This window comes from Paraburkholderia sp. GV068, assembly GCF_003058125.1.
In the GTDB taxonomy this organism is placed as follows: Bacteria; Pseudomonadota; Gammaproteobacteria; order Burkholderiales; family Burkholderiaceae; genus Paraburkholderia; species Paraburkholderia graminis.
The window spans coordinates 73,805-95,470 of record NZ_QBUB01000008.1; the positions used below are offsets into that span (position 1 = coordinate 73,805).

The window sequence follows — 21,666 nt, forward strand, 5'->3', positions numbered from 1 at the left end:
CGAAGATGAAGCGCGTCGCCATGCTTCGCTGGTCGTCCGGCTGCGAATGCCACGCGTATACAGGCGCTCCAGCCCGCTTCAGTGGGCGCGGCGGCGCGCATCTATGGGACAATCTGTTTTTTTCGCGACTTCAAGTTTCCAGCATGAGCACCGAGTCCAACAAGCCGAACCCCGCCGCCCCCGCTTTTCCGATCACCGACGAAGTCCGTCACGCGCTCGCCGTCACGAAGCGCGGCGTCGACGAATTGCTGATCGAGGAAGAATTCGCGCAAAAACTCGCGAAGAGCGCGGCTACCGGCACGCCGCTGCGCATCAAGCTCGGGCTCGATCCGACCGCGCCGGACATCCACATCGGCCACACGGTCGTGCTGAACAAGATGCGCCAGTTGCAGGACCTCGGTCACACGGTGATTTTTCTGATCGGCGACTTCACGTCGCTGATCGGCGATCCGTCGGGCCGCAACGCCACGCGCCCGCCGCTCACGCGCGAGCAGATCGAATCGAACGCGAAGACGTATTTCGAGCAGGCTGCGCTCGTGCTCGATCGCGAGAAGACCGAGATCCGCTACAACAGCGAATGGTCGATGCCGCTCGGCGCCGACGGCATGATCAAGCTCGCGTCGCGCTACACGGTGGCGCGCATTCTCGAGCGAGAAGATTTCACCAAGCGTTTCCAGAGCGGCGTGCCGATTTCGATCCACGAATTCCTGTACCCGTTGATGCAGGGCTACGACTCGGTTGCGCTCAACGCCGACCTCGAACTCGGCGGCACCGATCAGAAGTTCAACCTGCTCGTTGGTCGCGAACTGCAGAAGCAGTACGGCCAGGAGCAGCAATGCATTCTGACGATGCCGCTGCTGGAAGGCCTCGACGGCGTCGAGAAAATGTCGAAGTCGAAGAACAACTACATCGGCATCAGCGAAAAACCGACAGACATGTTCGGCAAGCTGATGAGCATTTCCGACACGCTGATGTGGCGTTACTTCGAACTGCTGTCGTTCCGTCCGATGGACGAGATCGCTGCGTTCAAGCGTGAAGCCGAGGCAGGCCGCAATCCGCGCGATTTCAAGGTCATGCTGGGCCAGGAAATCGTCGCGCGTTTTCATTCGCCGGCTGACGCGGAGCGCGCGCTCGAAGACTTCAACCACCGCGCGAAGGGCGGTGTGCCGGACGATATTCCGGCGGTCGCGCTCGCCGGCGCGCCGCTCGCGATCGGCCAGTTGCTCAAGCAGGCGAACCTTGTGCCGTCGACGAGCGAAGCGCTGCGCAATATTGAGCAGGGCGGCGTGAAAATCGACGGCGCAACCATCTCGGACAAGGGCCTGAAAGTCGAGGCGGGCGAGTACGTCGTGCAGGTCGGCAAGCGCCGCTTTGCGCGCGTCACGCTGACCGCCTGACTATGACCGTGCGTGCGATGAACCGTAGCGCACAGCCGGAGCCCGCTCGATGATCGCGTTGATCCAACGCGTGCGGCGCGCCGAGGTGCGTGTCGTGGACGGTGACACCGAGCGCGTGACGGGTGCAATCGACGCGGGCCTGCTCGCGCTCGTCTGCGCGGAACGCGGCGACACCCAAGCCGCGGCCGACCGGCTGCTGGCGAAGGTGCTCGGCTACCGCGTGTTCAGCGACGCCGCCGGCAAGATGAATCTGTCAGTGCAAAACGTGGACGGCGCGGGGCGTGCGGGCGGCTTGCTGCTGGTGTCGCAGTTCACGCTGGCCGCGGACACGAACAGCGGGCTGCGTCCGAGCTTCACGCCCGCCGCGCCGCCGGACGAGGGCAAGCGTCTGTTCGACTATTTCGTGTCGGCGGCGCGCGCGAAACATCCCATCGTCGCGACCGGCGAATTTGGTGCGGACATGCAGGTGTCGCTCGTCAACGACGGCCCCGTCACCTTCTGGCTGCAAACCAACGCCTGAACGTCGCGCGGTTCTTGCGACAATAGCGGCCTGGCACAACCGGCGAACAGCGCCCACTTCGATCCCATGACCACGCAGATCCTGTTTATCCGGCACGGCGAGACCGACTGGAATCGCATCAAGCGCATTCAAGGGCATATCGACATTCCGCTCGCCGAAGCGGGTCTCGCCCAGGCGCAGAAACTAGCTCGCCGTATCGCCGATGAAGTGAAGCACGGCGCGCGGCTCGACGCGATTTATTCGAGCGACCTGCAACGCGCGCGGCAAACCGCGCAGCCCATCGCCGACGCGCTCGGCTTGCCCGTGCAGTTGCGCGAAGGCTTGCGTGAGCGTTCGTACGGCGCATTCCAGGGCCACGACAGCGACGAAATCGCCGCGCGTTTTCCCGACGAATACGCGCATTGGCAGACTCGCGATCCTGGCTTTGCGCCGCCCGAAGGCGAATCGCTGCGCGTGTTCTACCATCGCGTGCTGCATGCAATTGAGCCGCTTGTGGCCGCACATCCGGGCGGCCGGATCGCCTGCGTCGCGCATGGCGGCGTGCTCGATTGCGTGCGCCGCTTCGCGTGCGGCTTGCCGCTCGATGCGCCGCGCGACTACCCGCTGTTGAACACGAGCGTGAACGTGGTCGATTACGACGACGGGCGCGCGACGGTGGTGTCGTGGGGCGATGTATCGCATCTCGACGCACCGAGCGCCGACGACAGTTTCAAGAAGGTGCCGGAACCGGGGCGGTAATCAGGCGTTGGATGCGTCGGGCGGTGCGCGTTGCGCCGCCTGCGCGCAGGGCCATGCCGCACGCTGAACTGAACTCAGCCCTCACGCGGCTAAGCCGCACATTAACTGAACTCCCACACCCAATCCGCACTCAACTCGCAGCCGAGTCCCACAAGCCAGGCAGCCCGCTCGACGCTTCCGGCGCCGCAAGCCCGAAGTGCCGGTAAGTGAGCAGCGTGGCCACGCGGCCGCGCGGCGTGCGCTGCAGGAAGCCTTGCTGGATCAGATACGGCTCGAGCACGTCTTCGATCGTGTCACGTTCCTCGCCGATCGCCGCCGCCAGGTTGTCGACGCCGACCGGTCCGCCGTCGAACTTGTGCAGGATCGCTTCGAGCAGCTTGCGGTCCATCAGATCGAAGCCGACCGCGTCGACGTCGAGCATGCGCAGCGCCGCGTCGGCCACTTGCGCGGTGATGTTGCCGTCGGCCTTGACCTCGGCGAAATCGCGCACGCGCCGCAGCAGCCGGTTGGCGATACGCGGCGTGCCGCGCGCGCGCTTCGCAATTTCAAATGCGCCGTCCGGATGAATCTGCGCATTCAGCAGCGAAGCCGAACGCGTGACGATGCGCGCGAGTTCTTCGGCGTTATAAAACTCGAGCCGCGCAACGATGCCGAAGCGATCGCGCAGCGGATTCGTCAGCATGCCCGCGCGGGTGGTCGCGCCGACCAGCGTGAACGGCTGCAAGTCCAGCTTCACGCTGCGCGCGGCTGGCCCTTCGCCGATCATGATGTCGATTTGATAATCCTCGAGCGCGGGGTACAGGATTTCCTCGACGACCGGCGAGAGCCTGTGAATTTCGTCGATGAACAGTACGTCGTTGGCTTCGAGATTGGTGAGCAGCGCGGCGAGGTCGCCCGCGCGTTCGAGCACTGGTCCGGACGTCTGCCGCAGATTCACGCCCATTTCGCGCGCGATGATGTGCGCGAGCGTGGTTTTGCCAAGACCCGGCGGCCCGAACAGCAATACGTGATCGAGCGATTCCGAGCGGCGCTTCGCGGCTTCGATAAAGATTTCGAGCTGGCCGCGCACCTTTTCCTGCCCGACATATTCTTCGAGCTGACGCGGGCGCAACGCGCGTTCGAACGCTTCCTCGTTCGGCGAGACGGGCGTGGCCGCGATGATGCGCTCGGCGGCGAGTTTGTCGGTTTCGATCATCCGGTCATTGTACCGCGCGAGGCGCGCGGCGAAACCCGGCCGAATGGCCAGGGTGCGCGGCTTCGCGAACTGTGGAAAGCTTGCTGCATCGGTCGTGCGGCCCGCGCACTGTGAAAAAGCCTCAGGCCTTCGACAAGGCCTTCAACGCAAGCTTGATGCCTTCGGACACGCCCGTGCCGGCCGGCACGTTTTTGACTGCGGCGAGGGCTTCCTTCTCCGAGTAGCCCAACGCGAGCAGCGCATTGAGAATGTCCGACGCGTGACCGGATGCGGACACCGTGCCGGCCATCGCGCCCAGGTCGGCGCCGAGCTTGCCCTTCAACTCGAGCAGCAAGCGCTCGGCCGTCTTCTTGCCGATGCCCGGCACGCGCGTGAGGCGCGCGGCGTCCTGCAGCGTGACCGTCTGCGAGAGCTCGTGCACGCTCATGCCGGAGAGCACGGCGAGCGCCATGCGTGCGCCGATGCCGGAGATCTTCAGCAGCTCGCGGAAGGTCGAACGTTCCTCGGCGGTGCCGAAGCCGTACAACAGGTGCGCATCTTCGCGCACGATCATTTGCGTGAGCAGCACGACGCGCTCGCCAGTGGACGGCAGGTTGTAGAACGTGCTCATCGGCACGTCGACTTCATAACCGACGCCGTTGCAATCGACGAGCAGATGCGGCGGGTTTTTTTCCAGCAGAACGCCGGCAATGCGACCGATCATGGCGAGTTCGAACTTGTGAGAAAGGGCGAGTGTAGCGCAGCGCGTGCCGCGCACCTATCCCACGAGACGCCCGCGTCTGACCCGCAGCCCTTTCTTTGCAAGCGATGGCGCGATGCCGCCGAGCGTGCTCAACGTCGTGCCGCCGTGCGCGTGACAGATCGCCATGCCGAGCGCGTCGGCGGCGTCGGTGCCCGGCACGCCGGAAAGATTGAGCAGGCGCACGACCATCTGCTGCATCTGCTCCTTGGTCGCGCGGCCGTAGCCGACCACCGCCTGCTTCAACTGCAGCGCGGTGTATTCGGCCACTGGCACGCCGCCCGCGACGAGGCCGCAAATGGCCGCGCCGCGCGCCTGACCGAGCAGCAAGGTGGACTGCGGATTGACGTTGACGAACACTTTTTCGATCGCCGATTGATCCGGCGAGTGCTGGCGAATCAGCGTCGAAATGCCTTCGAAAATAGTGCCGAGGCGCGACGGCAGATCGGCGTCGGCGGTCTTGATAACGCCGCTCGCGACGTAGCTGAGCGTGTGTCCGCTTTGGTCGATCACGCCGAAGCCCGTCACGCGCAAGCCGGGGTCGATGCCAAGAATTCTCATGAAGTGCCGCACATGCGGTTAAAGCCAGGTGCCTGCGATACTACAACAGACGCGCCGCACGGCGGCCCGCAAAAGGCGGCGCGGGCGGAATAAAAACTGCTGCGTCTGTCGGAAGGAGGTGATCGGATATGCAGCGCTATGGAAACAGAAGCGGGACATCCGGCGTCGTGGCCTACGAAATCGGCGATAACTTTGTCGCTGCCCGCTTCAACTCGGGCACGACGTATTGGTACTCGAAAAAAAGCGTCGGCGTCAAACACGTCGCGGCGCTCAAGCGGCTGGCGAAACAGGGCGAGGGTCTCGGCACCTACATCAGTCAGCACCCCGAGGTGAGGGACGGTTACGAGCGCAAGGACCCACCGGACTGATCACCTATGACGCCTCACGAACGCCGACGGCCCAACGCTGACCGCCGCAGGAGCACCAAAACAAAACGGCCCGGCGGAAAATTCCACCGGGCCGTTCTATCGTCTCTTACCGCGGACACGCAAAACAACACGCCGCCGATCAAGCCAATATCAATGCCGGAAGTGACGCACGCCGGTCAGCACCATCGCAATGTTGTGCTCGTCCGCGGCGCTGACCACTTCGTCGTCGCGCATCGAGCCGCCCGGCTGGATCACGCACGTCGCGCCCGCTGCCACGACCACGTCGAGGCCGTCGCGGAACGGGAAGAACGCATCCGACGCCACCGCCGAACCGGTCAGCGCCAAGCCCGCGTTCTGCGCCTTGATGCTGGCGATGCGCGCCGAATCCACGCGGCTCATCTGACCCGCGCCGACGCCGAGCGTCATGCCGTTGCCGCAGAACACGATCGCGTTCGACTTCACGTACTTCGCGACGCGCCAGGCGAACAGCAGATCGTCCATCTCCTTCGGCGTGGGATGACGCTTCGTCACCACGCGCAATTCGCGCGGCTGCACGTTTTTCGAATCGAGCGATTGAACCAGCAGGCCGCCGCCCACGCGCTTCAGATCGAACGCGTTATGGCCTTCGCCCAGCGCGATTTCCAGCAGACGCACGTTCTGCTTCGCTGCGAAAACCTGGCGCGCTTCGGCGCTGAACGACGGCGCGATCAGCACTTCGACGAACTGCTTGGCCACTGCTTGCGCCGCGGTTTCGTCCACTTCGCGATTGAACGCGATGATGCCGCCGAACGCCGAAGTCGGATCGGTCTGGAACGCCTTCGAATACGCTTCGTTCGCGTCCGCGCCCACCGCCACGCCGCACGGATTCGCGTGCTTGACGATCACGCAGGCCGGCACGTCGAAGGTCTTCACGCATTCCCACGCCGCGTCCGAATCCGCGATGTTGTTGTACGACAGTTCCTTACCCTGCAACTGGTTGTAGTTCGCCAGCGCGCCCGCCGGCACCGACAGATCGCGATAGAACGCAGCGCTCTGATGCGGGTTTTCGCCGTAGCGCAAGTCCTGCACCTTGTCGAAGGCGAGGTTGAACGTAGCCGGATAAGCGTTGCGCGACGAGTGCTGCAGTTCGTCGGTGAGGCTGGTCAGATAGTTCGTGATCGCGCCGTCGTATTGCGCCGTGTGCGCGAACACCTTGGTCGCGAGACGGAAGTTCGTCTTGTACGAGACCGCGTTGCTGTTCGCGCGCATTTCGTCGAGCACGACCGCGTAATCAGCGGGATCGACCACCACGGTCACGTCGCGATGATTCTTCGCGGCCGAGCGCAGCATGGTCGGGCCGCCGATGTCGATGTTCTCGATCGCGTCTTCCAGCGAGCACTCTTCCTTCGACACCGTCTGCACGAACGGGTACAGGTTCACGACCAGCAGGTCGATGGTCGGAATGTCGTGCTTCTCGAGCGCCGCCATGTGTTCCGGCAGATCGCGGCGCGCGAGAATGCCGCCGTGCACCTTCGGATGCAGCGTTTTGACGCGCCCGTCCAGCATTTCCGGGAAGCCCGTGTAGTCGGCGACTTCGGTGACGGACAGACCCGCGTCCGCGAGCAGTTTCGCGGTGCCGCCGGTCGACAGGATCTTGACGCCGAGGTCCGACAGCGACTTGGCGAAGTCGACAATGCCGGACTTGTCGGAAACGGAGATGAGCGCTTGCTTGATCATGATGAAGACGAAAAGCCGAAGGGAAACGTGGCAGGGCGCGAGAAAACTACAACCCGCTACAACAGACCATGGTGTTGCAGCTTCTTGCGCAGCGTATTGCGGTTGATGCCGAGATACTCGGCGGCCAGCGACTGATTGCCGCCGGCCTGCTCGAGCACCACTTCGAGCAGGGGTTTTTCAACGCACGAAATCACCATGTCATAGACGTCGTGCGGATTCGAGCCGTCGAGATCCTGGAAATAGATGCCCAGGCTGTCGCGGACAGATTGTTCGATATTGTTCTTGCTCATGCAGCTAGTCGGTCGGTGTGGTTCTCGCCCTGGTTGTCGAGCCCGGCATCGCCGGGTGATTCGTCGACGTAGACGAGGCGGTCGGAGATCGCCTTCTGCGCGTCGAAAAATTCGTTGACGGCGAGGAGTTGTTCGCGCGTGCTGTCCAGCGTATTCATGCGATGCCGGAACAGGTTGGCGCCGGAAAGGCCGCGAGTGTACCAGCCGATGTGCTTGCGCGCAGTGCGAACGCCCGTAAATTCGCCGTAGAACCCGTAGTGATCTTCCAGGTGCTCGTTCATGACCTGCTGGATTTCGTCGATGCGCGGCGGCGGCAGCAACTCGCCCGTTTGCAGGAAATGCTCGATCTCGCGGAACAGCCACGGACGCCCCTGCGCCGCGCGGCCGATCATGATCGCGTCGGCGCCCGTCACGGCGAGCACATGGCGCGCTTTTTCCGGCGACGAAATGTCGCCGTTGGCCACGACCGGAATGCGCACCGCCGCCTTGACCGCGGCAATGGTCTCGTACTCGGCGTCGCCGTGATACAGGTCGGCGCGCGTGCGGCCGTGCACGGTCAGCATGGAGATGCCGGCGGCCTCGGCGAGACGCGCGACGTTCAGCGCGTTTTTGTTCTCGCGATTCCAGCCCGTGCGGATTTTCAGCGTGACCGGCACCGCGTCGGGACCGACGCCCACTGCCGCGACCACCGCCTCGACGATGCGCTGCACGAGCGGCTCGTTTTGCAGCAGCGCAGAACCGGCCGCGACGTTGCAGACTTTCTTGGCCGGACAGCCCATGTTGATGTCGATGATCTGCGCGCCGTTCGCGACGTTGTAGCGGGCGGCTTCGGCCATCATGTCGGGGTCGGCGCCGGCGATCTGCACGGCAATCGGCTCGACTTCGCCCGCGTGGTTCGCGCGGCGCATGGTTTTCTCGCTCTTCCACAGTTGCGCGTTCGACGCGACCATTTCCGACACCGCATAGCCCGCGCCGAGCCGTTTGCAAAGCTGGCGGAACGGACGATCGGTGACGCCGGCCATGGGCGCGACGAACAGGTTGTTACGCAGATTGTGCGAGCCGATGGTGGGCATGACGTGGACGCGCGCGCCGCCGATTGTTCGATTTCGTCAATCGGAGCATTCGCGAAATGCGAGGGAAAACCGCCATTTTAGCGTTAACAGATAGCCCGCACTTCAATTGCGGGCGTCGTAACCCATTAAATCTTCTATGAAAGTCGCCTGCGTCATAGAGTCGGCGCCGCTCGCGCGAGGGTTCGCGCGAGGGTTCCTGGTTAAGTGGCCCGCGCTTGTCAGCGGCGCTGGCCGAACATCATTTGACGCGCGAGCGCGGTCTTCACCGGCGGCACGAATTCCAACGCGGTGAGTGCAAGCCCGCGCATGATCGCGAGCGGCGCGAAGTCGACGGTGAAAAGGCGCGCGAGCGTGTCGGTGGCGCCGATCGTCAAGCGCCGGTCGAGCGCGCGACGCTGCGCGAAAGTGGCGAGCGCAAGCGTCGTCGGGCCTTCCGCCGACAATGCGTCGGCGAGCGCGTGCGCGTCGCGCAAACCCAGATTGAGCCCTTGGCCCGCAACCGGATGCAGCGTCTGCGCGGCATTGCCGATGGCGACGACCCGGCCGCTCACCTGCGTATCGACGGCGTTCAACCCGAGCGGGAACGACGCCCGTCCCTTGATGTGCGTGAAGCGTCCCATGCGTCCGCCGAATGCGGCGCCGAGTTCGCGCAGGAATTCGTCGTCGGGAAGCTGCGCGCGGCGCGCGGCTTCTTCGGGCGCGCAGCACCAGACGAGCGCGTAGTCGGCGCCGCGCACGCCGCCCATCGGCAGCAAGGCAATCGGGCCTTCCGGCGTGAAGCGTTCCCACGCGACATGCGGTTGCGGCGTCGACACGCTCACCGTGCCGACCAGCGCCGTTTGCCCGTAGTCGCGCGTGCCGGGCTTGTCCGCGCCATTTGTGGCGCTGTCTCCCTCGCGCTTTCCAGCCTTCTGCGCACCCCGCTGATCACCGAACAAACCGCCTTCCGCGCTCACCAGAATGCGCGTGCGCAGCCGGCGCGTGACGCCCGCGGTTTCGATCGGCAGCGTGACGCCGTCGTGTTCCTGAACCGGCGCCGCGGCGGACGTCGAACGGAACCAGTGGACTCGCGTTGCATGCACCGCTTCGGCCAGACCGTGCACGATCGAGCCGTAACGCAGCACGTAGCCGAGCGCCGGCAGCCCGTGCTCGCCGTGGTCGATCAGCGTGCGGCCGAAGTGTCCGCGCTGCGAGACATGGATGCGCTGGATCGCGGTTGCGTCGGCGGGCCAGCGCAGCGGTTCGAGAATCATGCGGCTGCCGTGCGAGACGGCGATCGCGCGCGGGTCCGCGATCGAATCTTCGGGCTCGCGCGCGTCGATCAGCGCGATCTTCAGCTCGCGCGTCGCGCTGCGGCGCGCGAGCCAACCGGCAAGCGCGAGTCCGACCGGCCCTGCGCCGACGATCGTCACGTCGAAATCGAAATGCTGATTGAGCGCCGCGGGCTTCAGGATGACCGTGGACGGAGAAGCATCGTTCATGGCCGGTTACGTCCTTGTCTGCTGAGCCGCGCGGGCTTCCTGCATCAGCGCCTCTATTTCGTCGGCGGCCACCGGCACGTCGCGGGTAATCAGTTCGCAGCCCGTTGGCGTGATGATCGCGTCGTCCTCGATGCGGATGCCGATGTTCCAGTAACGCTCGGGCACGCCTTCGGCCGGCCGGATGTACAGGCCCGGCTCGATAGTCAGCGTCATCGACGCCTGCAGTGTGCGCCACGGCAGCACGCCTGCCTCGTCGCGCGGCGCGCCGCGCTCGCGGTAGTCGCCGACATCGTGCACGTCCATGCCGAGCCAGTGGCCGGTGCGGTGCATATAGAAGGGTGCGTAGGCGCGCTCGGCGATCACGTCGTCGACGGAAGCGAACTTCGTGCGGTCGACGATGCCCGTGTCCAGCAAGCCTTGCGACAGCACGCGCACGGCCGCCTGATGCGGGTCGTCGAAGGTCGCGCCGGCGCGCGTCGCGTCGACGGCGGCCTGCTGCGCGGCCAGCACGATGTCGTACAGCTCGCGCTGCGCCGGCGTGAAGCGGCCGCTCGCCGGGAAAGTGCGCGTGATGTCGGACGCGTAGCCGTCGAGTTCGCAGGCCGCATCGATCAGAATCAGGTCGCCGTCCTGCGCAATCGCGTTGCCGGCCGGGTAGTGCAGCACGCACGCATTCGCGCCCGCGGCGACGATCGACGTGTACGCGGGCGCCTGTGCGCCGAACTTGCGGAACGTGTAGAGCAGCTCCGCTTCGAGTTGGTACTCGCGCACGCCGGGACGGCACGCGGCCATCGCCCGGCGGTGCGCCTGCGCGGAAATTTGTCCGGCGCGGCGCATGATGGCGAGCTCGTGGTCGTCCTTGATGAGCCGCATCTCGTCGAGTAACGGCAGCAGATCGCGCGCGGCCGTGGGCGCCGCGACGCCGCTGCGGCCCTGCGTCCGCACGGCTTCGAGCCAGCCGCGCACCTGGCCGTCGAGTTCGTCCGACGTGCCGAGCGCGTAGTGCAGCGACGGCTTGTCCGCGAGGAGCCGCGGCAGGTGTGCGTCGATTTCGTCGAAGGGAAACGCGGCGTCGAATCCGAACGCGACGCGTGCGCCCTCGGGCCCGAAACGGAAACCTTCCCAGATCTCGCGCTCGACGTTTTTCTCGCGGCAGAACAGGATCGACGCGGGCTCGCCGGGAGCGGCGCTTGCGTCGAGCACGAGCAGCGCCTCCGGTTCGGTGAAGCCGGTCAGGTAGTAGAAGTAGCTGTCGTGCCGGTAGGGGTAGTCGGCGTCCCGGTTGCGCAGCGCTTCGGGCGCGGTCGGCACGATGGCGACGCCGCCGCCCGCTGCACGCAGCGCGGCGAGTACGCGCTCGCGGCGCGTGCGGTAGACGTCGATGGCGATGGTGGGTTCGGTCGGCTGGTTCATCGTGCGATTGTAGCGCCCAATGCGCGGACGAATTTGCGCCGGCGCGTTGGGGCGGCACGTTGCGCGGGCGCGCGGGATTGGTCGGGGCCAAACCGCCCCTTGGCCATTCAGCCAGCTAGACGGCGCGCGCGCGGCGCGGCAATGTTGCAATCCATCCACAGCGACTGAGCGTGCGGCTCGCGAAGCGCGCGCGGGGCGCTCGCGCATGCCGCTCAGCACTTATACTTTCGCCGGATTCAGAAAAAGGCAGATGGCAATGATGAAACTCATCGGTTCGCTCGCCAGCCCGTTCGTGCGCAAAGCGCGCATCGTGCTGGCCGACAAGAAGATCGACTACGAGCTGGTGCCCGAGAACATCTGGGCGCCGGACACCCGCATTCATACCTTCAATCCGCTCGGCAAGGTGCCGTGCCTCGTGATGGAAGACGGCGAAGCGGTGTTCGACTCACGCGTGATCTGCGAGTACGTGGACACGCTGTCGCCGGTCGGCAAGCTGATCCCGCAATCGGGACGCGAGCGCATCGAGGTGCGCTGCTGGGAAGCGCTCGCAGACGGCCTCCTCGACGCCGCCGTGCTGATTCGCCTCGAAAGCACGCAGCGCACGCCGGAGCAGCGCGTCGACGCCTGGGTGGCGCGCCAGCAGCGCAAGATCGACGAAGCGCTCGTCGCCATGTCGCAAGGGCTCGCGGCCAAGCCGTGGTGCGCGGGCAATCACTACACGCTCGCCGATATCGCGGTGGGCTGCGCGTTGGGCTATCTGGATTTCCGCATGCCGGAGCTGAACTGGCGCGATGCGCATCCGAATCTCGACAAGCATTTTCAGAAGCTTTCGCTGCGCCAATCGTTTATCGATACTGCGCCGGCCAACTGACCTGCAAAATAAAAGCGAAGTTGCTAACGGTTAAGGCAAGTTTGCAAAATTGCGTTAATCGCACTTTCAAAGTCATGAATTAAAGCTTTCAGTTGTGGTAAAAAAGCGCCTGCCCTCAGGCGCTTTTTTTTCGTCTGTCGCGTGGGCAATGGTCATGCAGTCAACATATCCGGTCTTTTCGTGCGGATATGCGCCGTTGCAAATGGCGGCGAGTCCATCGCGCCGTCGAACGAATAACACCACAAAGAGACTTTCATAATGAAACCATATCGCCTTGTTATTGCCGCTTCCGTCTGCTCGCTGTTTGCCGCGTGTTCCAGCGTCAGCAACCTGGACCCGTCGTCGCTGATTCAGTCCGGCCAACTGGCCACGCAGGCCGCCACGCTGTCGGACGCAGACGTGCGCGCGCTCACCGACAAATCGTGCGCGCAACTCGACAGCGAAAACACAATTGCGCCGGCCAACAGCAAATACCAGAAGCGCCTGAACAAGATCGCCGCGCAACTGGGCGACAACATCAACGGCACGCCGGTGAATTACAAGGTGTATGTGACGAAGGACGTCAACGCGTGGGCGATGGCGAACGGCTGCGTGCGCGTCTACAGCGGCCTGATGGACATGATGAACGACAACGAAGTGCGCGGCGTGGTCGGCCATGAAATGGGCCACGTGGCGCTTGGCCACACGAAGAAGGCGATGCAGGTCGCGTATGCGACGTCGGCGGTGCGTTCGGTGGCGTCGTCGGCGGGTGGCGTTGCAGGCGCGCTGTCCGGCTCGCAATTGGGCGAGTTTTCGGAAAAGCTGATTAACGCGCAATTCTCGCAAACGCAGGAAAGCGCCGCCGACGATTACTCGTTCGATTTGCAGAAAAAGAAGAATCTCGATCCGTCGGGTCTCGTCACGGCGTTCAACAAACTCGCGCAAATGGACGGCGGAAAATCGAGCATGCTGAGTTCGCATCCGGCATCGCCGGCGCGTGCGCAGCATATTCAGCAGCGCATTGCGTCGAATCAGTAAGCCTGGTTTGAGCGGATGAAAAAACGCGCGCTGGCGGTTATGCCGCAGCGCGCGTTTTTATTGCTGTGCTTTTTATGGCTCTTTTATCGCTTACTGCCCGCCATTTCCCGCGTCACCGTTTTTGCGACGCCTGATGCCCGGCCCGAACGCAAAGCCGAATGCCAGCAGCAATAACGAAACCGCGAGCACCGTGTTATTGCCGCTCGTCACATACGGCGTGCGGCCGGCTGTGCCTTGCACGGTGACGTCGAGCGAGCCGATCGTGTAGGGCGCGAGCTTGCCAAGCACCTTGCCGTTGGCGTCGATGGCGGCCGTCGTGCCGGTGTTGGTCGCGCGCAGCATCGGCCGGCCGGTTTCCAGCGAACGCATGCGCGCAATCTGCAGATGCTGCTCGAGCGCGATCGTGTCGCCGAACCACGCGAGATTCGTCGAGTTGATCAGCACGCCCGGCGGCGTATCGCTCTCGCGGATCGTCCGCGCAATCTCTTCGCCGAAAATGTCCTCGTAGCAGATGTCGACCGCGACCGGCTGGTTATGCACGACGAACGGCTTCTGCACGGGGCCGCCGCGCGCGAAATCGCCGAGCGGAATATTCATCAGATTGACGAACCAGCGAAAGCCCCACGGCACGAATTCGCCGAACGGCACGAGGTGATGCTTGTCGTAGCGGTAAATATCGCGCGTGCCGGGCGTGACGCCGAACAGGCTGTTCGTGTAGTCGACCACGCGGCCCTCGGGCGTGACCGAGCCGCCGACAGCGCCGAACAGGATCGCGCTGCCCGTCGAATCGGCGAAGCTGCGCACCGCCGACGCGAACGGCACCGGCAGTTGCTGCGCGAGCACCGGAATGGCGGTTTCCGGCGTGACGATCAGATCGGCCGGCTTCGAGGTGATCATCTGCTGATACTGGTCGATGGCGGCGCGCACGCCCGCTTCCTCGAACTTCATGTCCTGCTTGACGTCGCCTTGCAGCAGACGCACGGTCAGCGGCGCGTTGGCCGGCACCGTCCACTTCGCGAGCGGCAGCAGCAGGCCGGCCGCGATTAACGCGACTGCGATGCCGGCCGGCACCGCGATACTCGCTGCGTTTGCGCTGCCGCGCGTGTCGCCGCTGCTTGCCGACGTTTCGCGAGACGCCCGCGAACGGCGCAGCAACGCGAGCAACGCCTGCACGATCAGCGCGGCCACGAGTGCGAGCATCCAGCCGACGCCGTACACACCCGCGAGCGGCGCGAATCCGGCGAACGGGCCGTCGACTTGCGCATAGCCGCTCGCGAGCCACGGAAAGCCGGTGAACACCGTGCCGCGCAGCCATTCGCCGATAGCCCATGCACTCGCGAAGGCGAGCGCGCCATGCCACGTCGGCGAAAACGGCATGTCGACCGCGGACTTGCCGTTGCGCGCGTGACCCGCGCAAAACGACCAGACGCCCGCGGCAAGAGCGGGATACAGCGCGAGGTAGAGCGAAAACAGCACGAGCGCAGCGCCCGCGAGCGGCGCGGGCATGCCGCCGAAATCATGCATGCTGACGTAGAGCCACCACACGCCGCTCACGAAGTTGCCGAAGCCGAACGCGCCGCCCGTCAACGCGGCGCTTTTCCAGCCGGTCGTGCGCGTCAGCCAGCCGAAGAGGAACACGAAGATTGCGAGTTCGAGCCAGCCGCCGTGCGGCGTGGGCGCGAACGACAACGTGTTGGCCGCGCCGGCCGCGAGCGCGACGAGGTAATGCCAGCGAGGCAGCGCACGCACGCCCGTCGGTCGCGCGGCGGTCGTGTTCACGCCGCGGCGCGAGGAGGAAGTGATCGGGTCGGCCATTGTTGCGCGGTCGGCGAGAGGAGTGACAAGTTGGAAAGGCTCGGGCGAAGGCCGAAGGTCGGCAGGCGGGAAGGACCGCTCAGGTCTGCACGTGCTGCGCTTCGCGCTCGCGCTGACCGGCAAGCGGATCGCGCCGCACGAGCAGCATGTGTATCTGGCGTGCGTCGCCGCGCAGAATTTCGAAGATCAGATCGTCGATGCGAACCTTCTCGCCCCGGTGCGGCACGCGCCCGAAATAATGCGTGACGAGCCCGCCGATCGTATCCACTTCTTCGTCTGAATAATGCGTGCCGAAGGCCTCGTTGAACTGCTCGATCTCGGTCAGCGCGCGCACGCGAAAGCGTCCGTCCGGCGACGCGATGATGTTGCCGCTTTCCTCGTCGAAATCGTATTCGTCCTCGATGTCGCCGACGATCTGCTCCAGCACGTCTTCAATCGTAATCAGGCCGGCCACGCCGCCGTATTCGTCGACGACCACCGCGAGGTGATTGCGATTCACGCGAAAGTCGTGGAGCAGCACATTCAACCGCTTCGATTCGGGGATGAACACGGCCGGCCGCAGCATGCCGCGCACGTCGAATTCTTCTTCGGCGTAGTAGCGCAGCAGGTCTTTCGCGAGCAGCACGCCGATCACGTTGTCGCGATTGCCCTCGTACACCGGATAGCGCGAGTGCGCTTTTTCCAGCACGTAAGGGATGAATTCGGCGGGGTTGTCCGCGATGTTGATCGCGTCCATCTGCGCGCGCGGCACCATGATGTCGCGTGCGCTTAGTTCGGAGACCTGGAATACGCCTTCGATCATCGACAGCGAGTCGGCGTCGATCAGGTTGCGCTCGTGCGCGTCCTGCAGGATTTCCAGAAGTTCGGCGCGCGAGTCGGGCTCGGGCGAGATGAAGTCGGTCAGACGCTCGAGCAGCGAGCGCTTTTCGTGCGGTTTGTCGGTTTGGCGTCGACTGGGATACGTGTCGTTCATGGTAGTGCGCCCGGCAAGACTGGGCGCGCTGTTGCAGAGCATTAAGGATACACCAGGCACATGGCAGGACCGTGTCCCACCCGGCCGGGCGATGAATGAAACCGGGCTGACAGGGTCCGACGCAAGCGACGGGCCGTGGGTCAATCCTAACTGATTACGCGGTGAAAAGCGTCCTGGAGAAAAAACCCGGGCGCTTCACGGAACAATCGCGGAACATTCGCGAAACGAACGGCGGAGCGAAGGGCGCTTTCTTTCATGCGATTTCGCGCGTGCTCGTTTGCTCGTGATTGCGGCGAAAAGAGTGCATCGCAGGTTCGATGGCGCGGCTATTCGCCAGTTGCGGTCTGCGCGTTGCATCCGCATGTGGCGCTTCGGCGTGCGCGCTCACAGCTTCGTCTGCGGCTGTGTGCGAAGCTCGCCGCCGCTTGAGTCACCGCTTGAGTCACCGCTTGAGTCGCCGCTTGAGTCGCCGCTTGCCTCGCCGTTCGCCTCCGTCCCATCACTCGCAGCCCGGCAGCGCGCGAGCAGCGCTTCCAGCGCGCGATCGGGCATGCCGCTTTCGCGCAGCGCGTGAACCGTGCGGCTCACGTACTCGAGCGTCGTGCCGTAGCGGCCGCGCGCGCAACCGAGCACCGTTTTGACGACCTCGTCGCCGAGCTTGCCGGTGTACGTCGGCACGTCGCGGCGCATCACGAACGCAAGTGCGTCGACGCGCCGGCCGTCGGCGAGCACACAGGGCAGCCACGCGGGCCGGTAGGAACCCATCGGCATTTCGCGGCGCCAGAGCGCCTCGAGATGCGGCATCGCGCCTTCTGCCGCGAGACGAAACGCGATGCCCGTGCACGAGCCGCCGCGATCGAGCGCGAGCACAAGCCCCGGCTGCTCCGGCGTGCCGCGATTCACGCGCGACCACAAATACAGCCCGCGGTGATAGCCGTGCACCTTCGAGCGCGTGGCTTCGACGGTGGGCAGTCCAGGGTTCCAGATCAGCGAGCCATAGCCGAAGAGCCACAAGTCGCTTTGCCGGTCCCAGTCACGCAGCGTGCATTCCAGCGACGCGCGCAGTTCTTCGTCAGTCAGCAGCCGCGACTCGCCGAGCGCCGGCGGATAGTCCGGGCAGGGCGGTCGGGCGTCAGTGTCGGCGTCGGAAGGAAAGGAACTCACGGTTCGGTTCGGGCAGCGTGCAGTGGTTAAAGGTTAGCGGCTAACAGTCAAGGGTCAACGGTAGGGGTCGGGAAAGCCGAGCTTGCCGAGAATCTCGGTTTCGAGCGCTTCCATTTCCTCGGCTTCTTCTTCGACTTCGTGGTCGTAGCCTTGCGCATGCAGCGTACCGTGCACGAGCAGATGCGCGTAATGGGCGACGAGCGGCTTGCCCTGCTCGGCGGCTTCCTTTTCGACAACCGGACAGCACAGGATCAGATCGCCAGTGACCGGATCGTCCTCCGACTCCGCGTATGCAAACGTCAGCACGTTCGTCGAATAGTCCTTGCCGCGATACGTGCGATTCAGCGTGCGGCCTTCCTCGGCGTCGACGAAACGCACGGTCAGCTCGCCGTCGGCGAAAAGCGCGGCCTTGATCCAGCCGGCCACCGTCGCGCGCGGCAGCACGGCCTTGTGTTCGGGCCACGCCTTCGCGGCCGGGAATTGCAGATTCAGCGTCAGTTTCGGGGCGCGGCTCATGCTTGTTCGATGTCTTATCAGGCGAGGTGTTGCGCGCTGCGCTGTGCGTCGGGCCGCATCAACGCGAATCCGCGGGGCTGGCGGTCTTCTGCGAATGCGCGTCGTAGGCCTCGACGATCCGCGCGACGAGCGGATGGCGCACCACGTCCGCGCTGGTAAAGCGCGTGAGCGCAATGCCGCGCACGTCCGACAGCACCTGCTGCGCCTCGATGAGCCCGCTCTTGTGGCCGCGCGGCAAGTCGACCTGCGTCGTGTCGCCGGTCACCACGGCCTTCGAGCCGAAGCCGATCCGCGTGAGAAACATCTTCATCTGCTCGGGCGTGGTGTTCTGCGCCTCGTCGAGAATGATGAACGCGTGATTCAGCGTGCGGCCGCGCATGTACGCGAGCGGCGCGATCTCGATCATCTGCCGCTCGAACATCTTCGCGGTCTTGTCGAAGCCGAGCAGATCGTAGAGCGCGTCGTACAGCGGACGCAGGTACGGATCGACCTTCTGCGCGAGATCGCCCGGCAGAAAGCCGAGCCGCTCGCCGGCTTCGACGGCCGGCCGCGTCAGCACGATGCGCTTGACCTGATCGCGCTCGAGCGCGTCCACCGCGCAGGCCACCGCCAGATACGTCTTGCCGGTGCCCGCCGGGCCGATGCCGAAGGTGACGTCGTGCGAGACGATCTGCTTCAGGTAGTCGCGCTGCGCCGGCGTGCGGCCGCGCAGATCGGCGCGCCGGGTGTAGAGCTTCGGACCGAGTTCCTCGGCGTCGTCTTCGAGAAGATCGGCGGGCTGGTCGAACGGATGGTCGGGGTTGCCCGGAAAGCCAGGCTCGCCAGCTTCGTCGCCATTGCCGTTGCCGTTCGTGCGATGCCGCGCCGGGTGCCGCACTTCGACGAGCGCGAGCTGGATGTCGTCGACAGACAGCGGATCGCGCGCGTTGTTGTAGAAGTTCTCGAGCGCGGTGAGCGCGAGTTTCGCGCCGCGCCCGCGGATCGTGATGCGGTGTCCGCGGCGTTGCAGCGTCACGTCGAGCGCCTGCTCGATCTGCCGCAGGTTTTCGTCGAGCGGTCCGCAGAGGTTGGCGAGCCGCGCGTTGTCGTCGCGCGGAGCGGTGAATTCCAGATGCGGCTGAGTGGTTTTCAAGGCGATGAGTCGATCCTGTCGGTTTCAGTACGCGGGCGGCGGCGGCCGGCTTGCGGTTTTACGTTCGCGTGGCGTCAATGGTCGGTCAATGGGTGGCGGCGCTCGCACCGTTTTCTGCATTGTCGTGCACCAGCACAAGCTCGCCACGCAGCGAATGTGGGTACGCTTTGACGATTTTCACGTCGACCATCTGACCGGTCAGCCGAGCATGCGAAGCCAACGGCGCCGGGAAATTCACCACGCGGTTGTTCTCCGTGCGGCCTGCGAGCTCGTTCGGGTCCTTGCGCGCCGGGCGCTCGACCAGAATACGCTCGACCTTGCCGACCATCGAATCGCTGATGCGCTGGACGTTTTCCTCGATCGTGGCTTGCAGGTGTTGCAGGCGCTTGAGCTTCACTTCGCGCGGCGTGTCGTCGTGCAGGTTCGCAGCCGGCGTGCCCGGACGCGGACTGTAGATGAACGAGAAGCTCGTGTCGTACTTCATCTCGTGCACGAGCGCCATCATCTTGTCGAAATCTTCTTCGGTCTCGCCGGGAAATCCGACGATCATGTCAGTGGACAGCGACAGGTCCGGGCGAATCGCCCGCAGCTTGCGGATCACGGACTTGTACTCGAGCACCGTGTAGCCGCGCTTCATCGCCATCAGAATGCGGTCCGAACCGTGTTGCACCGGCAGATGCAGATGGCTCACGAGCTTCGGCACCTTCGCGTAGGTGTCGATCAGACGCTGCGTGAATTCCTTCGGATGCGACGTGGTATAGCGAATCCGTTCGATGCCCGGAATATCGGCGACGTATTCGATCAGCGTCGCAAAGTCGGCGATTTCCGACGAGCCGACGGTCAGCGCGCCACGATAGGCGTTCACGTTCTGACCCAGCAAGGTGACTTCGCGCACGCCCTGATCGGCGAGACCGGCAATTTCCGTCAGAACGTCGTCAAGCGGACGGGAGACTTCTTCGCCGCGCGTGTAGGGCACGACGCAATAGCTGCAGTACTTGCTGCAACCTTCCATGATCGACACGAAAGCGCTCGGGCCTTCCACGCGCGCGGGCGGCAGATGGTCGAACTTTTCGATTTCGGGAAACGAGATGTCGACCTGCGCGCGGCCGCTTTCCCGGCGCTTGTCGATCATTTGCGGCAGACGGTGCAGCGTTTGCGGGCCGAACACCAGATCGACATAAGGCGCGCGCGCGACGATGGACGCGCCTTCCTGGCTCGCCACGCAGCCGCCCACGCCGATGATCAGGTTGGGATTCGCTTCCTTCAGCTCGCGCACGCGGCCGAGGTCGGAGAACACTTTTTCCTGGGCTTTTTCGCGCACCGAGCAGGTGTTGAACAGGATCACGTCCGCGTCTTCGGGCGTGTCGGTCTTGACGAGGCCCTCAGCCGCGCCGAGTACGTCGACCATCTTGTCGGAGTCGTACTCGTTCATCTGGCAGCCAAAGGTCTTTACATAAACTTTTTTGGTCATCGAATTTCGCCGGTCGCAGTGGTTAACCTGGGGGCGCTGTGTAAAGGGTCGAGGAGAGGCGAAAACGTGCGCGAGGTCCGTGGGACGGGGCTTCTGGTCGCCGTCGGCTGGGCTCTAGCCGCAGCCCGCGCGCGCTTGCCGCGTAACGCAATATTATAGCCCTTCGCCGGATAGGGCCTCGCGGCGCACATCGGCCTCCGGCGCCTCCAGCGCCTCGGGCGGCAAGCCGAGCAGGCCTTCCAGTTCGTCCGATACCTGCGCGAAGCGCTCGCTCAGAAAATCCAGCAGCACGCGCACGCGCGGCGCCATGAAGCGGTTGCGGTGGTATAGCGCGTGCAGCGGCGCGTCCGGATAGCGCCATTCGGGTAGCAGGATTTTCAGGCCGTCCGCGCGCAAATCCGCTTCCACGTCCCACATCGACTTGATCACGATGCCGTAGCCGCGCAGCGCCCATTCGCGGGCGACGGCGCCGTCGTTGGTCTCGCGCGCGGTTTCGAGCGGCACCGTGTAGTTCTGCACTTCGTCACCGCGCGTGAACCGCCATTCGTTGGCCGGCCCCGAGCCGGTGTTGAGCACGATGCAGTCGAAATTGGCGAGATCGTGCGGATCTTCGGGCTCGCCTTTGCGCGCGATGTAGTCCGGCGACGCGCACAGCACACGCCGGTTCGGCGCGAGCTTGCGGGCGACGAGCGAGCTGTCTTGCGGCACGCCGAAGCGGATCGCGAGGTCGATGTCCTCCTGCACGAGATTCGACAGCGAGTCCGACAGCGTGAGCGCGAACGTCACTTCAGGGTAGAGCGCGTTGAATTCGTCGAGCCAATGCATCAGCAGATTGCGGCCGAAGTCCGAAGTCGCCGACACGCGCACCTTGCCGCGCACCACGCCTTGCCCGGCCTGGAGCGCGGCCTTCGCGTCGTCCAGCGATTGCAGCGCCTGGCGGCAACAGTTCAGATAGAGACGGCCTTCGTCGGTGAGCCGCAACTGGCGGGTCGTGCGCTCGAAAAGCCGCGCCTTCAGGCCGGCTTCGAGTTTGGCGAGGCGCGCGCTCGCGGCGGCGGGCGTGAGCCCCATTTTGCGGCCCGCCGCGGACAAACTGCCTTGCTGCGCGGCCTCGACAAAGAGGCGAATGTCGCCGAGATTATCCATCGCTCGCTTCAAATGGCATTTGAAAATGCTTCAAATGCTACGCCAATTATCAAATGGCCGCCGCGCGCCG

The 21,666-nt window shown here is 64.6% G+C and carries 21 protein-coding genes; 6 read left to right on the plus strand and 15 right to left on the minus strand.

Annotated elements, in window-relative coordinates; genetic code table 11:
• The first annotated feature begins 143 nt into the window (after positions 1-143).
• From tyrS to C8K18_RS17610, 3 genes are all read left to right on the plus strand, one after another.
• The gene (gene tyrS / locus C8K18_RS17600; protein ID WP_107708761.1) at positions 144-1,397 is read left to right on the plus strand and encodes a tyrosine--tRNA ligase; all 1,254 of its coding nucleotides are present in this window, start codon (positions 144-146) and stop codon (positions 1,395-1,397) included.
• Positions 1,398-1,446: 49 nt separating this feature from the next.
• A complete protein-coding gene (gene dtd / locus C8K18_RS17605; protein WP_107708570.1) occupies positions 1,447-1,917 on the plus strand; it encodes a D-aminoacyl-tRNA deacylase in 471 nt (156 codons plus the stop codon).
• A gap of 66 nt (positions 1,918-1,983) precedes the next feature.
• Positions 1,984-2,655: a histidine phosphatase family protein gene (locus C8K18_RS17610; protein WP_107708572.1), complete on the plus strand. Its 672-nt coding sequence runs from the start codon at positions 1,984-1,986 to the stop codon at positions 2,653-2,655.
• Positions 2,656-2,785: 130 nt separating this feature from the next.
• Here C8K18_RS17610 and ruvB read toward each other — a convergent pair whose 3' ends face one another.
• From ruvB to ruvC, 3 genes are all read right to left on the minus strand, one after another.
• Positions 2,786-3,850, minus strand: a complete 1,065-nt coding sequence (gene ruvB, locus C8K18_RS17615) for a Holliday junction branch migration DNA helicase RuvB (RefSeq protein WP_053858723.1) — start codon at positions 3,848-3,850, stop codon at positions 2,786-2,788.
• A 121-nt stretch (positions 3,851-3,971) separates the two neighbouring features.
• On the minus strand, positions 3,972-4,553 hold the full coding sequence (gene ruvA, locus C8K18_RS17620) for a Holliday junction branch migration protein RuvA (RefSeq protein ID WP_006049911.1): 582 nt from the start codon (positions 4,551-4,553) through the stop codon (positions 3,972-3,974).
• 54 nt (positions 4,554-4,607) lie between these two features.
• Entirely contained in the window at positions 4,608-5,150 is a 543-nt protein-coding gene (gene ruvC / locus C8K18_RS17625; RefSeq protein WP_007180437.1) for a crossover junction endodeoxyribonuclease RuvC, read from the minus strand.
• A 128-nt stretch (positions 5,151-5,278) separates the two neighbouring features.
• Here ruvC and C8K18_RS17630 point away from each other — a divergent pair, with 128 nt between their 5' ends.
• The gene (locus tag C8K18_RS17630; protein ID WP_006049913.1) at positions 5,279-5,518 is read left to right on the plus strand and encodes a hypothetical protein; all 240 of its coding nucleotides are present in this window, start codon (positions 5,279-5,281) and stop codon (positions 5,516-5,518) included.
• 150 nt (positions 5,519-5,668) lie between these two features.
• On the opposite strand, the gene purH is transcribed toward C8K18_RS17630, so the two are convergent.
• The 5 genes from purH to C8K18_RS17655 form a co-directional block, all read right to left on the minus strand.
• Entirely contained in the window at positions 5,669-7,234 is a 1,566-nt protein-coding gene (gene purH, locus C8K18_RS17635; protein WP_006049914.1) for a bifunctional phosphoribosylaminoimidazolecarboxamide formyltransferase/IMP cyclohydrolase, read from the minus strand.
• Between the two features lie 56 nt (positions 7,235-7,290).
• Positions 7,291-7,524 (minus strand): Fis family transcriptional regulator, encoded by a 234-nt coding sequence (locus C8K18_RS17640; protein WP_107708574.1) that lies wholly within the window; start codon positions 7,522-7,524, stop codon positions 7,291-7,293.
• The gene (gene dusB / locus C8K18_RS17645) at positions 7,521-8,597 is read right to left on the minus strand and encodes a tRNA dihydrouridine synthase DusB (protein ID WP_029968232.1); all 1,077 of its coding nucleotides are present in this window, start codon (positions 8,595-8,597) and stop codon (positions 7,521-7,523) included. Before dusB ends, C8K18_RS17640 begins: the two co-directional genes overlap by 4 nt.
• A 218-nt stretch (positions 8,598-8,815) precedes the next feature.
• Complete coding sequence (locus C8K18_RS17650; RefSeq protein WP_107708577.1) at positions 8,816-10,078, minus strand: UbiH/UbiF/VisC/COQ6 family ubiquinone biosynthesis hydroxylase; 1,263 nt, start codon at positions 10,076-10,078, stop codon at positions 8,816-8,818.
• A 6-nt stretch (positions 10,079-10,084) separates the two neighbouring features.
• Entirely contained in the window at positions 10,085-11,491 is a 1,407-nt protein-coding gene (locus tag C8K18_RS17655) for an aminopeptidase P N-terminal domain-containing protein (RefSeq protein WP_107708579.1), read from the minus strand.
• Positions 11,492-11,747: 256 nt separating this feature from the next.
• Between C8K18_RS17655 and C8K18_RS17660 the strand changes: the two genes are divergently transcribed.
• Positions 11,748-12,362, plus strand: coding sequence for a glutathione S-transferase C-terminal domain-containing protein (locus tag C8K18_RS17660; RefSeq protein WP_181324922.1), 615 nt, complete (start codon positions 11,748-11,750; stop codon positions 12,360-12,362).
• A 258-nt stretch (positions 12,363-12,620) separates the two neighbouring features.
• Entirely contained in the window at positions 12,621-13,379 is a 759-nt protein-coding gene (locus C8K18_RS17665; protein ID WP_006049920.1) for a M48 family metallopeptidase, read from the plus strand.
• Between the two features lie 90 nt (positions 13,380-13,469).
• On the opposite strand, the gene lnt is transcribed toward C8K18_RS17665, so the two are convergent.
• The 7 genes from lnt to C8K18_RS17700 form a co-directional block, all read right to left on the minus strand.
• Complete coding sequence (lnt, locus tag C8K18_RS17670) at positions 13,470-15,194, minus strand: apolipoprotein N-acyltransferase (protein WP_107708583.1); 1,725 nt, start codon at positions 15,192-15,194, stop codon at positions 13,470-13,472.
• A gap of 79 nt (positions 15,195-15,273) precedes the next feature.
• On the minus strand, positions 15,274-16,167 hold the full coding sequence (locus C8K18_RS17675) for an HlyC/CorC family transporter (protein ID WP_006049922.1): 894 nt from the start codon (positions 16,165-16,167) through the stop codon (positions 15,274-15,276).
• Between the two features lie 384 nt (positions 16,168-16,551).
• Positions 16,552-17,331 carry a gamma-glutamylcyclotransferase gene (locus C8K18_RS17680; protein ID WP_107708585.1) on the minus strand — a complete coding sequence of 260 codons (780 nt, stop codon included), beginning with the start codon at positions 17,329-17,331 and terminating at the stop codon, positions 16,552-16,554.
• Between the two features lie 54 nt (positions 17,332-17,385).
• Positions 17,386-17,847, minus strand: a complete 462-nt coding sequence (gene ybeY, locus C8K18_RS17685; protein WP_006049924.1) for an rRNA maturation RNase YbeY — start codon at positions 17,845-17,847, stop codon at positions 17,386-17,388.
• A 58-nt stretch (positions 17,848-17,905) separates the two neighbouring features.
• Positions 17,906-18,979: a PhoH family protein gene (locus C8K18_RS17690; protein ID WP_006049925.1), complete on the minus strand. Its 1,074-nt coding sequence runs from the start codon at positions 18,977-18,979 to the stop codon at positions 17,906-17,908.
• Positions 18,980-19,064: 85 nt separating this feature from the next.
• Positions 19,065-20,450 (minus strand): tRNA (N6-isopentenyl adenosine(37)-C2)-methylthiotransferase MiaB, encoded by a 1,386-nt coding sequence (miaB, locus tag C8K18_RS17695; protein ID WP_006049926.1) that lies wholly within the window; start codon positions 20,448-20,450, stop codon positions 19,065-19,067.
• A gap of 153 nt (positions 20,451-20,603) precedes the next feature.
• Entirely contained in the window at positions 20,604-21,596 is a 993-nt protein-coding gene (locus tag C8K18_RS17700) for a LysR family transcriptional regulator (RefSeq protein WP_053858715.1), read from the minus strand.
• Positions 21,597-21,666 lie beyond the last annotated feature (70 nt).

Excerpts from the sequence above, each read along its gene's own strand:
- ruvA (WP_006049911.1), bottom strand. The coding sequence starts at position 4,553 with ATGATCGGTCGCATTGCCGGCGTTCTGCTGGAAAAAAACCCGCCGCAT.
- C8K18_RS17655 (WP_107708579.1), bottom strand. The coding sequence starts at position 11,491 with ATGAACCAGCCGACCGAACCCACCATCGCCATCGACGTCTACCGCACG.
- ybeY (WP_006049924.1), bottom strand. The coding sequence starts at position 17,847 with ATGAGCCGCGCCCCGAAACTGACGCTGAATCTGCAATTCCCGGCCGCG.
- C8K18_RS17665 (WP_006049920.1), top strand. The coding sequence starts at position 12,621 with ATGAAACCATATCGCCTTGTTATTGCCGCTTCCGTCTGCTCGCTGTTT.
- ruvC (WP_007180437.1), bottom strand. The coding sequence starts at position 5,150 with ATGAGAATTCTTGGCATCGACCCCGGCTTGCGCGTGACGGGCTTCGGC.
- C8K18_RS17630 (WP_006049913.1), top strand. The coding sequence starts at position 5,279 with ATGCAGCGCTATGGAAACAGAAGCGGGACATCCGGCGTCGTGGCCTAC.
- C8K18_RS17640 (WP_107708574.1), bottom strand. The coding sequence starts at position 7,524 with ATGAGCAAGAACAATATCGAACAATCTGTCCGCGACAGCCTGGGCATC.
- lnt (WP_107708583.1), bottom strand. The coding sequence starts at position 15,194 with ATGGCCGACCCGATCACTTCCTCCTCGCGCCGCGGCGTGAACACGACC.
- dtd (WP_107708570.1), top strand. The coding sequence starts at position 1,447 with ATGATCGCGTTGATCCAACGCGTGCGGCGCGCCGAGGTGCGTGTCGTG.
- C8K18_RS17700 (WP_053858715.1), bottom strand. The coding sequence starts at position 21,596 with ATGGATAATCTCGGCGACATTCGCCTCTTTGTCGAGGCCGCGCAGCAA.
- dusB (WP_029968232.1), bottom strand. The coding sequence starts at position 8,597 with ATGCCCACCATCGGCTCGCACAATCTGCGTAACAACCTGTTCGTCGCG.
- miaB (WP_006049926.1), bottom strand. The coding sequence starts at position 20,450 with ATGACCAAAAAAGTTTATGTAAAGACCTTTGGCTGCCAGATGAACGAG.
- purH (WP_006049914.1), bottom strand. The coding sequence starts at position 7,234 with ATGATCAAGCAAGCGCTCATCTCCGTTTCCGACAAGTCCGGCATTGTC.
- C8K18_RS17660 (WP_181324922.1), top strand. The coding sequence starts at position 11,748 with ATGATGAAACTCATCGGTTCGCTCGCCAGCCCGTTCGTGCGCAAAGCG.
- ruvB (WP_053858723.1), bottom strand. The coding sequence starts at position 3,850 with ATGATCGAAACCGACAAACTCGCCGCCGAGCGCATCATCGCGGCCACG.
- C8K18_RS17675 (WP_006049922.1), bottom strand. The coding sequence starts at position 16,167 with ATGAACGACACGTATCCCAGTCGACGCCAAACCGACAAACCGCACGAA.
- C8K18_RS17610 (WP_107708572.1), top strand. The coding sequence starts at position 1,984 with ATGACCACGCAGATCCTGTTTATCCGGCACGGCGAGACCGACTGGAAT.
- tyrS (WP_107708761.1), top strand. The coding sequence starts at position 144 with ATGAGCACCGAGTCCAACAAGCCGAACCCCGCCGCCCCCGCTTTTCCG.
- C8K18_RS17650 (WP_107708577.1), bottom strand. The coding sequence starts at position 10,078 with ATGAACGATGCTTCTCCGTCCACGGTCATCCTGAAGCCCGCGGCGCTC.